The sequence below is a fragment of the uncultured Parasphingopyxis sp. genome, from assembly GCF_937129435.1.
GTDB lineage: Bacteria > Pseudomonadota > Alphaproteobacteria > Sphingomonadales > Sphingomonadaceae > Parasphingopyxis.
On the sequence record NZ_CAKZNF010000015.1, the window covers coordinates 1 to 15,310 of the forward strand.

The window sequence follows — 15,310 nt, forward strand, 5'->3', positions numbered from 1 at the left end:
GTGATCGTCGATGTCGAGGCAACGACGTCGGTGCGGCAGGCCGAGGTGACTGCCCAGCGAAGAAAGCTCGAGCGGACGCAAGGGCGCTTCGGTCTCTGGCCCGAGCGGCTCGAGGGCGATGCAGCCTATAGCTCGGCGCCGAACCTCGCCTGGCTGGTCGAGGACAAGCCTGTCCTGAGCTTCGCCGAAAGGGGCATCGAGCCGCATATCCCGGTGTTCGACAAATCCGCCCGGAGCGACCACAGCTTCGCGCGATCCGACTTCACCTTCGATCATGACGACGACAGCTACACCTGCCCCGGCGGCAAACGGCTCCGGCCATCCAACCGCAACTTCAAGACGCCGCGCCCGCTGGCCAATGCCGACGGTTTCATCCGCTATCGCGCTCGCCAGCAGGATTGCTCGGGCTGCAACTTCAGGCAGCGCTGCACGCCCAGGACGCCAGCCCGCAAGATCATGCGCTCGGTCTACGAGGGCGCGCGCGACATGGCGCGCGATATCGCCACGACCGATGCCTATGTGATCTCACGACGCCAGAGAAAGAAGGTCGAGATGCTCTTCGCCCACCTCAAGCGCATCTTGAAGCTGGACCGCTTGCGCCTGCGCGGTCCCAACGGAGCAAAAGACGAGTTCCACCTTGCCGCCGCAGCCCCAGAACCTCCGCAAGATGGCGAAGATGCGACCAATCCGGGGGCTCGCATCGCTCTGAGCAGGACGGTGATCCCGCTGGCCTGCAATCAGGAGTACCGACCAATCGCTCCCAGCAGCGACTTCTTCAACAGAATAGGGTGGAAAGCGGACTTACGGACATCACCGTATCGAGCTGGTCGAAATGCGCCAGCCGGTCTCCTCTGTCAGTGAGCATCGAGAACAAATGGGCATGCGGCTCATTGAGGCGCCCATACTAACAGGACAGGAGCGCTTGTCTCGCTCTGGCGTATGTATCTCCGCGATCAAATTCGGCCATGCCCCATCGTGCGTCGTGCCGATCGAATTGCGACACCGTACGTCGATAATAATCGCATGCGACCGGGCCATTGCCGGCGCGCCGATGGATGTCGCCGAGACCGTTTAGTTGGATCGCGACATCGCGAAAATAGCCTTGCTGGTCGGGTTGCAGCCGAGACAGGCGCGTGCGGATGGCGAGGGAGGCTTCTGCCGCCTCGATCGCTTCGGCGAACCGGTTCGCCGAAGAGAGCGTCAGTCCGAGCTGGCCGCCAATGACCGCGAGCAGACGAAGTGTACCTTCATCCTCTCGATCGGCGGCCACCAAATCCCGAACGATCGCCTCGGCTTCGGAGAGTGCTGCGACCCCTTCGTCGACGCGCCCCAATTCGTCCAGCGATCCACCGCGTGTCCATTGGACGAGCGCCAAATCGCGCCGGATATCGGGATCGTCCAATCCTGAGCGACGGGCGCGCCTGAGCAAGGCTAATGCGATATCGAAATCCTCGACCGAACCCGCGACGTCATCGAGATAGTAGCGGGTGTCGCCGTGAAAACGACGCGCGAGCGCCAAGAGGCGAACATTGGTGCGCAATCTTCGGCTATTCTGTGTCATCGATTGCAGGAGCGAGATGGCCTGCCCGTACTCTTCCAAAGCCGTGTCGAGTTCCTCTAGCCAATAGTGATTTTGCCCTTGTGCAATCAGCGCCTGGGCGCGGCGCCGGATACAGGGATCGGAATCATCGCAGGCTGGTTCCAGGATCGGGCCGATACTGTTCGCCATCGTCAGCCCGGTTTCCATGTCATCGCTTGTCTGCACGACGAAGTTGGAGCGCGCGTAGCGCAAGTCGGCAAGCGCTAGCGCCACATTGCGATCCGCAGGCATCTCTCGGTTGAGCTCGGACAGAATTTCGTCGGCGCGCTCGTAGTTGCGCGCGGCTTCCTCGCGAAGTCCGAGATTGCCACCGCCGACCCCGCCCATGACGTCGGCGAGCCGCATATATCCGCGTCCCGCTTCCAGTTTGACATCTGCTGGGGCATCGGAGTCCGCTGCCAGCGCGTCGAGATAGCGTTGTGCCGTCGACGCCAGCATCCGCCGCGCTTCGGTCGATCCCGGGACCCGTTCGACGGATTCGTAGATATCGAACAACAGCGTGTTCGCCATGGCGCGGACCTCGCCAAATCGCTGCTCGGCCTCTGCCTGCGCGACCTGCGCGCGGTTGAACCCGATCAGTGTCGCGGTAAGCCCGCCCGCGAGCAATAGGATGATCGCCACGACCGCGCCGACCGCGAACTTCTGGCGACCGATGAATTTGCGGAAACGATAGGACCGGCCTCCGCCGCTGGCGACGACGGGGAACCCGGTCCGGTATCGATCGACTTCCGTCGCGAGTTCCTGTGCGGTTCGATAGCGTGTGGCGGGATCGTCATGCGATGCCTTGGCGACTATCGCATCGAGTTCGGGTGCTGTTTCGCCCTCCGTCAACAGAGCGAGCAGTCGGCCCAGCGCAAAGATATCGGACAGGGTGTTCGATGCGCCGCCTGCGATCGCTTCGGGAGCTGCAAAGCCCGGCGTTGCCGATGTGACGCCGTCGGAAAGAGGGGCGGTGGCCGGCTCGCCCAGCGGACGCGAGATGCCGAAGTCGATCAGCTTCGCATCGTCGCCGACCTTGACGAGGACATTGGCGGGGGTGAGATCGCGATGGACGATCAGGTTCTGGTGCGCGAACTGCACGGCCCCGCATATCTGATCGAATAAGTCGAGCCGCCGATCGATCGAGGGATCGCCGCTCTCGAGCCAATCTTCGAGCGGGACGCCGTCGACATACTCCATGACGATATAGGGCTCGCCATTCCGGGTCTCGCCGCCATCGTAGAGCCGGGCAATATGCGGGTGATTGAGCCCGGCGAAAATCTGTCGCTCACGCCGAAAGCGTTCGGTGAGTTCTTGAGACATCGCTCCCGCGTTGATCAGCTTGATGGCCACGAGATGATCGAAATCGCCCGAAGCCCGTTCGGCCAGATAGACGGCTCCCATGCCGCCGCGACCAAGCTGATCGACCACCTTGTACGAACCGATGTGATCAGGCGGTTCGTGATGCAGAATCGTCCGCGCACCGCCGGTTGCAAGCTGGTGATCGCCTTGCAAATACCGATCGAGCAGCGCCTTGGCCCGTGTGCGGATTTCCGCGGCTGTATCGCGCTGGTCTGCAATAAAACGGGCTGGATCGTCCGGTTGCATTTCCAGCGCTTCCTCGAACAGCGCAAGCGCGTCACGCTCCAGACGGATGCCGCCGTCCTTCATCGATCAGTGGTCGAGCCGCTCTTGCAGCCAAGTCCGTGCCGACGTCCAGTGTCGTTTGACGGTCGACTCCGACAGTTCGATGACAGCTGCTATCTCCGTTACGGTCATACCGCCGAAATATCGCATCTCGACGACGGCCGCGCGCTGTGGATCGATTTCGCCAAGTCTTCGCAGCGCATCGTCGAGGGCGATCACGTCGATCGGCGGATCGTCCTGGGCAATGGCGGTACAAAGCGTCACGCGTCGATGGGCTCGCTTGTCTCTATTGGCACGGCGCGCATGGTCGAGCAGGAATTGCCGCATCGTCGTAGCCGCCATCGCCAAAATATGCGGCCGGTTCGCCCATTCGATCCGGTCCAGCCGCATCATGCGCAAAACGGCCTCGTTCACGAGGTCTCCGGCAGAAAGCGACTGGCTCTTCTCGGTATGCAGGCGTGCCTGCGCGATCGCTCTCAGGTCGTCGGCCAGCTCTCGGAACAGCCGGTCGCCGGCATCGACGTCGCCGTCGCGCCACTGGTTGGCGATTTGCGCAACCTGCCGGTCCAATTCCATACCCCCCACATAGAATTCCCCTTGATTATCATGTGCCTTGACGGCGCGCAATCGATCGGTCTGGGGCAAAGGCATGGCGACGAGTTTATATGGTTGTCGCGAATGCGTGAACCGAATGGTCCGGAAAGCGCGCTTTGACCGATATGAAGTTGGACAACTGGCATTTCGCGGGCAGGTCGATACGCGGCAGTCTCCACCGCAATGCCGGAGTAATCAACCAGGATGCCATTGCCTTTGGCAGGAAGTGCGACGACGGGCATATTATCGCCGCGATCTCCGATGGGCACGGCGCGCCGCAACATTTTCTGTCCCATATCGGGGCACGGCTGGCGGTGAATTGCGCCCTCGAATACTTTCAAAACAAGGGCGAATTTGAAGCGCCCGATCCGGGTCAAGGGATTTTTGCGTGCTGGTCGCTCGCGGTCGATCGCCACTGGGAGGAAGAGCTCGGACTATTTCCTCGTTCCGGACTTTCGAGGATCGCTTATGGAGCTACGCTTCTCGGGATCGAAATCGGCCCGGACCGACTGCGGCTGCTTCAGGTTGGGGACGGTGCGATCCGCTTGGGCTATGCGGATGGACGGATCGGAACGCCGATATTGGCAGATAATTTGCCGAATGGTTGCACGGTGTCGCTTTGCACGCCGGGCGCAGTGGCGCAGAGCTGCAGCATCGATTGTTCGGGCTCGTCAGCGCCCGACTTTGTCCTCATGGCCAGCGACGGATTTATCCGCAGCTTGGGCGATACCGAAGCCCTCAATGCCGCGGTTCGATCGTTGCGCGCTTGCGTAATGAGCAATCCACGCCGCATAGACGAGGCCGTTGCCATCTGCCTTTCCGGCATGGCCGATTGGGGTTGCGGCGACGATATCACGCTCTGGTTGGCCGCGCGTTCGCCTTGATGGCCGGCCGCGAACGAATGAAACCTCTGCACCCAGATGACCCGTTCCCGCGCACTTCGTCGCCTAGATGATTGAGGCACCTTGCCTCTCGTTCGGACGACGGGGGATTTCCAATGCACGGCGCAATGACAGAACGAGAATCGAATTCGTCTATTGATGTTCGGCAAACTCACGAACCGTCGCACAGCAATGACGAACCTGCATTGGTGCGGAACCACAAGACCTTCGAGAAATTTGCAACCCGCGACCTGAAGGAACTGTATCGAAACTATGCGCGCCCCGGTTCGCGACAAGCCCGCTCGATGATGCGCGAACTACTGGGCCGCGAACCGCAAAACGCTGCCATCTGGCGTCACCTGTCCGATGCTCATTTCCAAAGCGGGCGTTACAAGCAGGCGGCGATGTGCCTTCGCCGACTGTGTGTTGTTCGCGAAAAAAAGCCGCACGATTATCGGCGATACATTATGTGCAAATATCGCCTGGGAAAAAAGCGGGCCTGCCTCGATCACGCCATTCGTTACACCGCCTATTTCGGGCATTCGCACATAATCAGTCAGATTGTTTTCGCGATAGCGACAGAACAACTGGGTAGGTCGCATCGGCTGTTTGCTCGCGCCGAAAGAGCGGTTCAGTCTTGTTCCAAATCAGATTGGGAAGCGCATCACCACCTGCTCGAATTGGTGAAGGAGCATCTCGATCAGGCGCGGCCCGCCGGTCCCGACGAGGCGATCCGGCTGCTGTCCTATCTGAAACCCTGTGCCGAATGGCCGTTGATCGAGGCTGTCGTCTATCGGTATTATGACAATTTTTTCGAAGCCCGAGCCCGGCTGTTGTCACTCATCAGGGAACGCCAGCTGTTGCACCCTGCCGTCATACGGCTCGCGGTCGAAGTCTGCCATATCCATGGTGAGATCGGTGCCGATGAGGATGTGTTCAGGCTTGCCGTCGGCCGATTGAGGCCAGACGATCCGCATCGGGCGCGCGCCGAACTCGCGATCGAAACGCTCGAATATTTCGCTCGTCATACGGTCCGGCCGGACCAAGTGATCGTTCCGCAGGTCTGTTTTGCGTCCCTGCCGAAATACTACAACTCCCCTTTCCGCAACCTTGGCAAGCGCATTGCATTTTTCGGTGGCAGCCTGGCAGCAGGCGGCGCGGAGAAAATCCTTGCTCTCCTGTTCAAAGCCATCGTGCAGACCGGTCGCACCGAAAAGTGCGACCTGTTTATCTATGATCTCTATTCCAGCCCGAATCAGCACCATTTCCTCGATCTGATCGAAGGCCTTGGCTGCCGGATATACCAGATGCCGCGAGTGCCGGATCCTATTCGCCCGTTATCCTATCTGCCGGGATCGCTTGGAAAATGGTCGCAATATATCGGGCATATTCTCCGGAACGGAAAATATTCCACCGCCTATTTCGCGCTCGATCATCTGATCATTTCCGGCGGTCTCGCAGCACTGCATTATCGCGTGCCGAACATCATATTGCATACCCACAATATGGCTCCGACGGCTCTGTGTGACGACGATGCCGATCTCAATGGCTGGAGAAATGCCTATCGGTCGCTATTGGCTCATCGGCAGACGACGCTCGTTACATGCTGCAACGCGGCCGCGGGCGACTATGCGAAATGGGCCGATATTCCGCCGAGATCGATCAAGGTGATTCCTAACGGGTTGGAGTTCCCCGCGCCGCTGGATGAAGCTGAATTATGTGCAGCCCGGCTTGCATACGACATTCCGCCGTCATCTTTGGTCATCGGCTCCGCCTTTCGTTTTGACCATGTAAAACAGCCTATGGTCTGGATCGAAGTGGCAAAGCGTATCTTGTCGCGGCGGCCGGACGCGCATTTCGTGATCTTCGGCGATGGTTCTTTGAAACCGCCTTTCGAGAAAGTCCTCGAAGAATGCGGGCTTCGATCCGCTTTCAGCCTACCGGGCCGGATCACGAACGCCGCCCCGCACTTCGCGCTGTTCGATGCTTTTCTGCTGACTTCGAAGAGCGAAGCACTCCCCAATGCCGTTGTCGAGGCCCAGGCCTATGGCGTTCCTGTCTTCTCCTTCGACGTAGGGGGCGTTGCCGAAGCCATTGTCGACGGGCGTTCGGGATATGTGACGCCGCCGCAGCAAGTCGATGCGCTCGCCGCCATGCTCGTCTCGAGCATGGCGGACCGAGGCTGGTTGACGAAAGCCAGAGTAATCGCCTCGCGCAATGCCAGAAACAAGTTCCGTATCGAGACAATGGTCGATCAGTTCAAACCGTTGCTTGGCTTACAGGGAAGCGCGGCCCATGTCCTTCCGCGTCAAGCGGCAGCGACCGGCCGGATGATACCCTTGCCGAGCCTTCGGGCAAAATCGAAAAGTCCGCCTTTCCGCCCTTCCTGCTTGAAGGGAGCCACGATCGTCGAAGAGCGCGCCGCAAGCGTATAGATCACACTTTTCCCGGCACGATCGACGCCGACGACTGTCGCCCCGCGAATGCGCCGCTCGTCCATCTCCCGGCCGTCATTCACGCGGACCTGAACATAGCTGTCCGGTTCCGTTTCGATTGTTACGCCGTCCGGGCCGACAACGGCCGAAATCTTACGCTGGAGGTAGGCCTTGATCAGCCTGTGGGCTTCGCTGGTCGACACGAACCTCAACCACGGAAAGCGCGCGCGGAATTCGCATATCCACGCCTCGAACTCGTCGAGCAGGCCACGCTTCCGCGCATCTGTGCGCCACGATCGGCGCTGCGGGTTGCGGCAATAGGGATCGTGCTCGCCTTCGGGAGGGTGGTCGAACACATCGTCAGCATGAACGAAATGCGTCCATATCCCCGATGTGCCCAACTGCGATAGCGCGTCGAACTTCATGTCGGCCGAACCCTCATAGCCTGAAGTGGCCCTTGGGAGGCAGAACAGACCCGGCTGCCAAGGCTCTTCGCCGAATTCCCTCCGTCCACCTTTGTCCGGCCGCATTGACAAATACGAACCACAGATGACTTTTACCGTCGGAAATACTCTCAGAAGCGCGGTAAGCCCCTGCGCATCATACTCGTTGTTCGGCGGTACATAGCAAGTTGGGAGGGCGGTTTGCGTGTCGTCGCACCAACGTGCGCTCACCGCGCCCAATGCAGCGCCGATCGCTTCGGGCGAGGACCATATATCGCCGTCGAGCGACATATGGTTGTATCCGTGAAGGCCTATTTCGCCATGGCGTCCGGCTTTGCGGGCGCTGAGAATGCAGGCATCCTGCTCGGTGCCGTCGACGGTCACTTTTGGCCACGTCCATTCGTCGAACGGGAAGGGAGGAGCCACTTTGTCGTTGTAGGTGAAAGTGGCGAAATAGGTGAAGGTCACGCCGAGCCGCTCCGCCATGTCCATCATGTCGGGATGCCAGACATTTGTATAAAATTCCGCGGAACTCAGCCCCGGATAGGCATCGGCGACGGGCGCCATGTCGGCGTGCATCAATGGGGCGGGAAAATCGTCGATCTGAAGCAGCGCCACGTTGGCAATCGGAAGGACGCTCACCTGCTGCGCTGCCGCGATCGATTGAACGATCAGTCCCCTGCACCGCTTCCTGCCGAGCAGCGCCGAGTTCCAGTAGATGACCCGGCCCGTTCCATGGCGGTTTAACCAGCCGACCGGAAAACCCAGCTGGTTCGTGGCAAAGACGTGGGTTTGGTCACCGGGCCGAATATCGAGAGGCGCGTGCCCTGCAATATCCTCCTCATCTTGGCAGATGCCCTGAAAACTCGGCAGTGTATCGGAGATGAAATGAAATCCACCGCTAGCGTCCGATGATTTGAGCGTTTTGGGCCGGTTCTGCGCGGTTTCGAACCCAAATAGGTCTGCCATCTCGGCATGCCATGCTCGCCGCGCCACGACCAATCCACCGCCATTTTCGACATATGAGGTCAAATCGGCAAACGCGTCCTGATCGAGTTGTTCGAGACGTTCCGCGCAGATCAGCACGCAACTATAGCAATGCATGTCTAGGCCTCCGCGGCAGTCGGTGATATCGACCTGGTCGAAGCACAGACGGGCGTCCCTCAGAGCGAAGCATACATTTTCGAGCATCGCCGCAGCCATTTTCTCCTGCCTATTGGAGATGACCAGGATGCGCTGAGGCCGGTCCGGACTTTTAGCCGTAGAATTATCCATGAAAACCCCTTCCATATGAAATGCGGCCTCATCGATAAAGGCGCTATCGTTGGTCAGAACAGGCCATGGAATTTGAAATCTTTGCAGCTGGCCAAAAAAGGCGAACGCGCCATTCTCTCTTTTCACGGGACATGGAACCAATATCTGCAAATGGGTCGTTAGCGGCTGGTCCGCTTTCGCACCTTAGATGCCCAAAAGCGGACTGACCGCTACCGGTCCATTTGCCTACCGATATTCATTTGTAGCTTGGCCTTCGGTCCAAATATCGGCTCCAGGCGGCTCGGCGCTTTCGGTAAAGTAGGTCTTGTCGGGCAATGAAAACGAGAGGATCGTCCACGGAAAAATCTGTTGCGCGCCAATCCGCCCCGCAGGTATCTGAAATCGCCTCGTAGTCCGCTGACAGTTGTATCAGGAATGTGCGCTGATCCGGGCTGAAATTTGCCTCTTCGAATGCCCATTGTTCAAACAGGGAGGCAAGAACACGCATTTCGTCATAGTTGAGCGATCGCATTGCGCGTTCCGGGTCCACGCGGTGCGTTGTCGGAACACCTATTACCACTACAGCATGGGCCGATTCATCGAGCCTATTTCCCCACCGCTGCGCAATCTATCGAGATAGTCGCTCCACCATTGCGCCATTTCGACCCGCTCGGTCCAATAGATCGAGCGGTGGTAGGCGGCGCGAATCTGATTCTTCTCGGCGTGGGAAAGCGCTCGTTCAATCGCATCGGGATTCCATTTGCCGCATTCGTTTAGCAACGTGCTGGCGGTCGACCGAAAGCCGTGGGCGGTCATTTCGTCGCCCCCATACCCCAGCCGCCGTAGAGCGCCGTTTACGGTGTTTTCTGACATAGGGCGGGACCAGCTGCGCAGCGAAGGAAAACGTATCGTCCGTGGCCCGTGAGACCGCGGGCCTGCTTCAGAATATCCAGAGACTGGCTCGACAAGGGCACGCGGTGCGGTTCGCGTTGTTTCATGCGCTCTGCGGGGATCGTCCAGATAGCGTCGTCGAAATCGATCTCGAACCATTCGGAACGCCGGATTTCGCCGGGACGCTGAAATAGGTGGGGGGTCAGGCGCAGCGCGAACAGCGTCGTCGGCTGGCCCGCATATGCATCGATGGCGCGAAGCAGGGCGCCCAACTCATTGGGATCGGTAATCGCTGCGTGGTGCTTCGGAACGGGCGCGATCAGTGCGCCCTGCAACAGATGGCTCGGATCATGTGTGGCGCGAGCCGTCGCGACCCCATAGCGGAAAACGCGACCTGCGAAGGAACGCATGCGCCTTGCCGTCTCGCGCCTGCCAGCTGTTTCCTCTTTTTTGAGAACGGCAAGCAATTCCTGCGGCGTGATCTCGGCGATTGGCCGGTGGCCAATCGCCGGTCGAAGCTTCGACAGCAGCCAGCGGGCCTTCGACAATGTGGCCTCTGCTCGCCCCTCCTGTGCCATCTTGTCGAGATATTCTATCGCAATCAACAGGAAGGTGTTTTCGGCCCCCAGAGCAGCCGCTTTCTTCTCCGCCTGTTTCACCGTGCTCGGATCGATGTCGTTCTCGATCTGGCGGCGGCATCGTCGCGGCGCTGGCGCGCGTCTTTCAGACTCACTTCGGGATACGGCCCGATCGCGAGCTTCTTCTCCTTGCCGTTCATACGATATTTGAGGCGCCAGAGTTTCGAGCCGGCCGGAGTAACGGCCAGATAAAGTCCCTTCTCGTCGGCGAGCTTCCACTCCTTATCGCGAGACGCTGCTTTGCGAACCTGATTATCCGTCAGCGGCATTCTCGGCTCCTTCCTCCGATTTTCCGCGGCTCCCTAGGAAAAGGCCCCAAATGATAGCCTCAGCAGGTAGCGATTTGAGAGAAAGGCCCCAATCAGGCCCCCAAAAGCCCCCGGCCGCGGGCGGACGCTGGCGGTTATCGGCGTGCGAAGTATACCGCGTTTATAGCAGAATTCTGCGGCTTTTCTAGCCGTCAGCGGTCGTCGATGTGTAAAGAAATGGTGCCCAGAAGAGGACTCGAACCTCCACGTCCATACGGACACTAGCACCTGAAGCTAGCGCGTCTACCAATTCCGCCATCTGGGCTTATGCGGTCGCATCGTTGCGAGGGGCGCGCTATGATGGCAGGCAGGCGCCTTGTCAATGCGTGTGCGAATAGGCATGGGCGCGGGCGAGACCGGCAGGAGGTTCGATTAACATGCTCGACAGATTGGTGACCCTGTTCGGCGGCGGCGGCTTTCTGGGCCGCTATGTCGCGCAGGACCTGCTGAGCAAGGGCGCACGTGTGCGGATCGCCGAGCGCAACCCCGGTGACGCCTTCTTCCTTAAGCCGCTGGGCGGGCTTGGCCAGACGCAGTTCGTCGCGGCCGATATCACGCGTCCCGAAACGCTGGGCCGCGCGGTCGAGGGCGCCGACGTCGTCATCAATTTCGTCGGCCTGCTGAAGGGCGATTTCAACGCCGTCCATATTCGTGGCGCGGGCAATGCGGCCGAGGCGGCGGCGAAGGCGGGCGCGCGCGACTTCATTCAGATCTCGTCGGTCGGCGCGGCCAAGGACGCGCCCTCGCACTATCTGAAGAGCAAAGCGGCGGGCGAAGAAGCCGCACGCGCCGCCATGCCCGATGCAATGGTGTTTCGTCCGTCGATCATTTTCGGGCCCGAAGACGGCTTCATCAATCGGTTCGCGTCGATGGCGCGCATGGCGCCGATGGTGCTTCCGGTGATCAAGCCGGATGCGAAATTCCAACCCGTCTACGTCGCCGACGCGGCCGAGGCGATCGCCACGGCGGCGATGGAACCCGCTGCATACCGCGCCCGGACATTCGAGCTTGGCGGCCCCGAAGTCATGTCGATGGAGGAGGTGAACCGCTTCATCCTCCGCGCTATCGGCAAGCCGGACAAGACCGTGCTTCCCGTTCCCGACGCAATGGGCCGGATGATGGCGAAGCTGGGCTGGCTGCCCGGCGCACCGATCACCTGGGATCAGTGGTGCTCGCTGCAGGCCGACAATGTCGTGCCGCCGGATGCGAAGGGTTTCGAAGCATTCGGGATCAGCCCGCGGCCGTTGGGCGCCGTTGCCGATCGCTGGCTCGTCCAGTATCGGCGCCATGGCCGTTTCGCCGGCGCCAAGGCCTGACCCGGACCGGATGACCCCCACAACATGATCGCACCGGCATGAACGCAACGCTGACGGCCATCATCCTCGGCATCGTCGAGGGGCTGACCGAATATCTCCCGGTTTCATCGACCGGCCACCTGATCCTCGCTACCGAATTGCTGGGCTATGATGCCGAGCGTTGGGCGCTCTTCAATATCGCGATCCAGCCAGGTGCGATCCTTGCCATCGTCGTCCTTTACTGGCGCACCTTCTGGGACGTGTTCACGGGCATGTTCAGGAAGGACCCGAGCGCCTTCGCCTTCATCCGCAACCTGTTCGTCGCCTTCGTTCCGGCGGTGGCGATCGGGCTCGCGCTCGGAGACCAGATCGAATTGCTTCTCGAAAACGCCGTGGTCGTCGCCTGGGCGCTGATCATCGGCGGTATCGCGATCCTGATCGTCGAGCACTACGCCCGGCCGACGGAATCGGGCGGGGTCGCGGGCGTCACGCTGCGCCAGTCGGCGTTAATCGGTCTCGTCCAGTGCCTCGCGATGGTTCCGGGCGTCAGCCGGTCCGGCGCGACGATTCTGGGCGCGATGAGCTTTGGCGTCGACCGCAAGACGGCCGCCGAATTCAGCTTCTTCCTCGCCGTCCCGACGCTCACCGGCGCGACGGTGCTTCAGCTCGCCAAACATGGCGAGGGCCTGACGAGGGATCAGATGGGCCTGATCGGGATCGGATTCGTGGTGTCCTTCCTCGTCGCCATCGTTGTGGTGAAGGCGTTTGTTGCGATCATCACACGGATCGGTTTTGCGCCCTTTGCCTGGTATCGGATTGTCGCCGGAACCGCCGCGCTGATCTGGCTTGGGGCTCGATAAGTCCGAAACGGCCCCAGTAATATTCTAACCTGAGCGCCTGACGAGCCTCGGAACGCGATACCGCTCTTATTAGGTAAGCATTACTTCCGTTCTGTCGCCTTTTCGCGTGACTTGCTCCGTGCGCGCTGTTATGGGCGGCGCTTCACGGAGAATATGAATGGCCGACAACCCTATGCTCAAATTCGTGGGCACGGAGCAGGATTATCCTGCCAAACGCGCGCCCACCGATCGCAGGAACGATTTCGCTGAAATCGCCAAGGCCTATGCCATTGAAAAGGCCGAGGAGCAGTCGGGCCGCTGTTCGCAGTGCGGCGTTCCCTATTGCTCGGTCCATTGCCCGCTCCATAACCATATTCCCGATTGGCTGAAGCTGACCGCCGAGGGGCGGTTGCGCGAGGCGTACGAGCTTTCGAACAGCACCTCGACCATGCCCGAAATTTGCGGCCGTATCTGCCCGCAGGATCGGCTGTGCGAGGGCAATTGCGTGATCGAGTTTTCCGGCCATGGCGCCGTGACGATCGGATCGGTCGAAAAATTCATCACCGACACCGCCTGGAAGGAAGGCTGGATCGAGCCGATCGTGCCGGTGCGCGATCGCTCCGGCCAGTCGGTCGGCGTCATCGGTGCCGGGCCAGCGGGACTGACGACGGCCGAATATATGCGCGGCCATGGCTATGAGGTGCATGTCTACGACCGGCACGATCGGGCGGGTGGGCTCCTGACCTATGGCATCCCCGGTTTCAAGCTGGAGAAGGAAATCGTGATGCGCCGGGTGCAGCGTCTGAAGGACAGCGGCATCCGGTTTCATGAAGGCTTTGCCGTAGGCGAGGATGCGAGTTTGGCAGAGTTGCGCGACAAGCATGACGCACTGCTGATCGCGACGGGCGTCTACAAGGCGCGGCAGCTCAAGACGCCGGGCGTCGGCGCGCCGGGTATCGTCGAGGCGCTCGATTTCCTGATCGCGTCGAACCGCAAGGGCTTCGGCGAAAGCGTCGAGGCGTTCGACAGCGGCACGCTCAATGCGGCGGGAAAGCATGTCGTGGTGGTCGGCGGCGGCGATACGGCGATGGACTGCGTGCGGACGTCGGTGCGGCAGGGTGCGAAATCGGTACGCTGTCTCTATCGCCGCGACCGGGACAATATGCCCGGCTCGCAGAACGAGGTCCGCCATGCCGAGGAAGAGGGCGTCGAATTCGTCTGGCTCTCGGGCCCGCAAGCTTTCGAAGGCGTCGACAATGTGAACCGGGTCCAGGCGCAACGCATGCGTCTCGGCCCGCCCGACGCCTCGGGCCGCCGCTCGCCCCAGCCCGAAGCGGGCAGCGAATTCGATATCGAAGCCGATCTCGTCATCAAGGCGCTGGGCTTCGATGCCGAAGACCTGCCCGGCCTGTTCGGATCGCCCGATCTGTCGGTCACCCGCTGGGGCACGCTTCGCGTCGATCACAAGACGATGCAGACGAGCCTCGACGGCGTGTTCGCCGCCGGCGACATCGTCCGCGGCGCCAGCCTCGTCGTCTGGGCCATCCGCGACGGCCGCGACGTGGCGGAACATATGCATCAGTATCTTAAGGCTAAGGCGGCCAGCGACACTGCAGAGCAGTCCGCCTCGAAAGCGATGGAGACGGCGTGATGGACCATAAGGCTCAGTATCTCCGTCATGCTGAACTTGTTTCAGCATCCATCTCTCAACCCGCGCCCTCCACGCGTGAGGATGGTTGGACCCTGAAACAAATTCAGGGTGACGCGTTGGATCGACTCTTCCGGCTTCGTTCAGCCTTCGCATGGCTTTTAGCGTCGATGCTAGGATTCGCAGCGCCAGCGGTCGCCCAAACCCAAGCCACCCCTGCTCCCGCTACCGCCGCCCCTATCGATCCCGACCGCCTCGAAGCGGCGCGCGACCTGGTCGACATCGTCATCCCGGCCGATCGGCGCGAGGCGATGGTGCTGGGGATGCTCGAGCCGACGGTGCAGAATATGGAGCAGGCGCTGCTCACCTCGCCGCAATTCGCCGGGATCATCGAAAGCAATCCGCAGGCGCGCCAGATCGTGCTCGATTTCCTCACCATCGAGCGTCAGCAATCGCGCGAGCTGTTGCTCGCCAACCTGCCCGGCCTCGTCGAGGCGACGGCACGCGCCTATGCGCGGCGCTTCAGCGAGCGCGAGATGGAGGATATCGCCGAATTCTTCGAGACACGCTCGGGCCAGGCCTATCTCGACGGCGCCTCCACCGTGATGGCGGACCCCGATATTGCGATCTGGCAGCGCCAGATGATGACCGAATCGATGACGCGGGCGCAGACCGACATTGCGGAACTGATGCGCCAGCTCGCCGCTCTCGAGGGAAGCGGATCGACGCCGCAGCAGCCGCGCGGTTCGGTCAACAGCTATCTCGATGCAATGCGCGGCGGAAGCGAACCGGAATGCGTCTCCGGCGACGCCGATTGCGCGCAGATGGACGAAGGAACGCCGGAATGAGGTGGAGCGG

General features: G+C 60.8%; 8 protein-coding genes, 1 tRNA gene and 3 pseudogenes. 7 read left to right on the forward strand and 5 right to left on the reverse strand.

Annotated features, from left to right (window positions below):
* Positions 1-709: pseudogene (locus Q0139_RS02930) on the forward strand (transposase); the annotation flags it as partial.
* A gap of 195 nt (positions 710-904) precedes the next feature.
* Here the strand turns inward: Q0139_RS02930 and Q0139_RS02935 are convergent.
* Complete coding sequence (locus Q0139_RS02935) at positions 905-3,250, reverse strand: serine/threonine-protein kinase (protein WP_298017056.1); 2,346 nt, start codon at positions 3,248-3,250, stop codon at positions 905-907.
* Positions 3,251-3,253: 3 nt separating this feature from the next.
* Positions 3,254-3,853, reverse strand: coding sequence for an ECF-type sigma factor (locus Q0139_RS02940; protein WP_298017059.1), 600 nt, complete (start codon positions 3,851-3,853; stop codon positions 3,254-3,256).
* A gap of 92 nt (positions 3,854-3,945) precedes the next feature.
* Here Q0139_RS02940 and Q0139_RS02945 point away from each other — a divergent pair, with 92 nt between their 5' ends.
* Together Q0139_RS02945 and Q0139_RS02950 are read left to right on the forward strand one after the other, a co-directional pair.
* Complete coding sequence (locus Q0139_RS02945) at positions 3,946-4,704, forward strand: protein phosphatase 2C domain-containing protein (RefSeq protein ID WP_298017121.1); 759 nt, start codon at positions 3,946-3,948, stop codon at positions 4,702-4,704.
* 125 nt (positions 4,705-4,829) lie between these two features.
* Positions 4,830-7,136 carry a glycosyltransferase gene (locus tag Q0139_RS02950; RefSeq protein WP_298017062.1) on the forward strand — a complete coding sequence of 769 codons (2,307 nt, stop codon included), beginning with the start codon at positions 4,830-4,832 and terminating at the stop codon, positions 7,134-7,136.
* A 122-nt stretch (positions 7,137-7,258) separates the two neighbouring features.
* Here the strand turns inward: Q0139_RS02950 and Q0139_RS02955 are convergent.
* The 3 genes and pseudogenes from Q0139_RS02955 to Q0139_RS02965 all read right to left on the reverse strand — a co-directional run.
* Positions 7,259-8,869 (reverse strand): annotated as a pseudogene (locus Q0139_RS02955) (DUF2194 domain-containing protein); the annotation flags it as partial.
* Between the two features lie 543 nt (positions 8,870-9,412).
* Positions 9,413-10,631 (reverse strand): annotated as a pseudogene (locus Q0139_RS02960) (tyrosine-type recombinase/integrase).
* Positions 10,632-10,848: 217 nt separating this feature from the next.
* Positions 10,849-10,935, reverse strand: a tRNA-Leu gene (locus Q0139_RS02965).
* 112 nt (positions 10,936-11,047) lie between these two features.
* On the opposite strand from Q0139_RS02965, the gene Q0139_RS02970 reads away from it, so the two are divergent.
* The 4 genes from Q0139_RS02970 (at position 11,048) to Q0139_RS02985 (ending at position 15,300) form a co-directional block, all read left to right on the forward strand.
* Entirely contained in the window at positions 11,048-11,986 is a 939-nt protein-coding gene (locus Q0139_RS02970) for an NAD-dependent epimerase/dehydratase family protein (RefSeq protein ID WP_298017066.1), read from the forward strand.
* Positions 11,987-12,024: 38 nt separating this feature from the next.
* Entirely contained in the window at positions 12,025-12,825 is an 801-nt protein-coding gene (locus Q0139_RS02975; protein WP_298017069.1) for an undecaprenyl-diphosphate phosphatase, read from the forward strand.
* Positions 12,826-12,982: 157 nt separating this feature from the next.
* A complete protein-coding gene (locus Q0139_RS02980) occupies positions 12,983-14,455 on the forward strand; it encodes an NAD(P)-dependent oxidoreductase (protein ID WP_298017071.1) in 1,473 nt (490 codons plus the stop codon).
* A gap of 167 nt (positions 14,456-14,622) precedes the next feature.
* The gene (locus Q0139_RS02985) at positions 14,623-15,300 is read left to right on the forward strand and encodes a DUF2059 domain-containing protein (protein WP_298017074.1); all 678 of its coding nucleotides are present in this window, start codon (positions 14,623-14,625) and stop codon (positions 15,298-15,300) included.
* Positions 15,301-15,310: the final 10 nt, after the last annotated feature.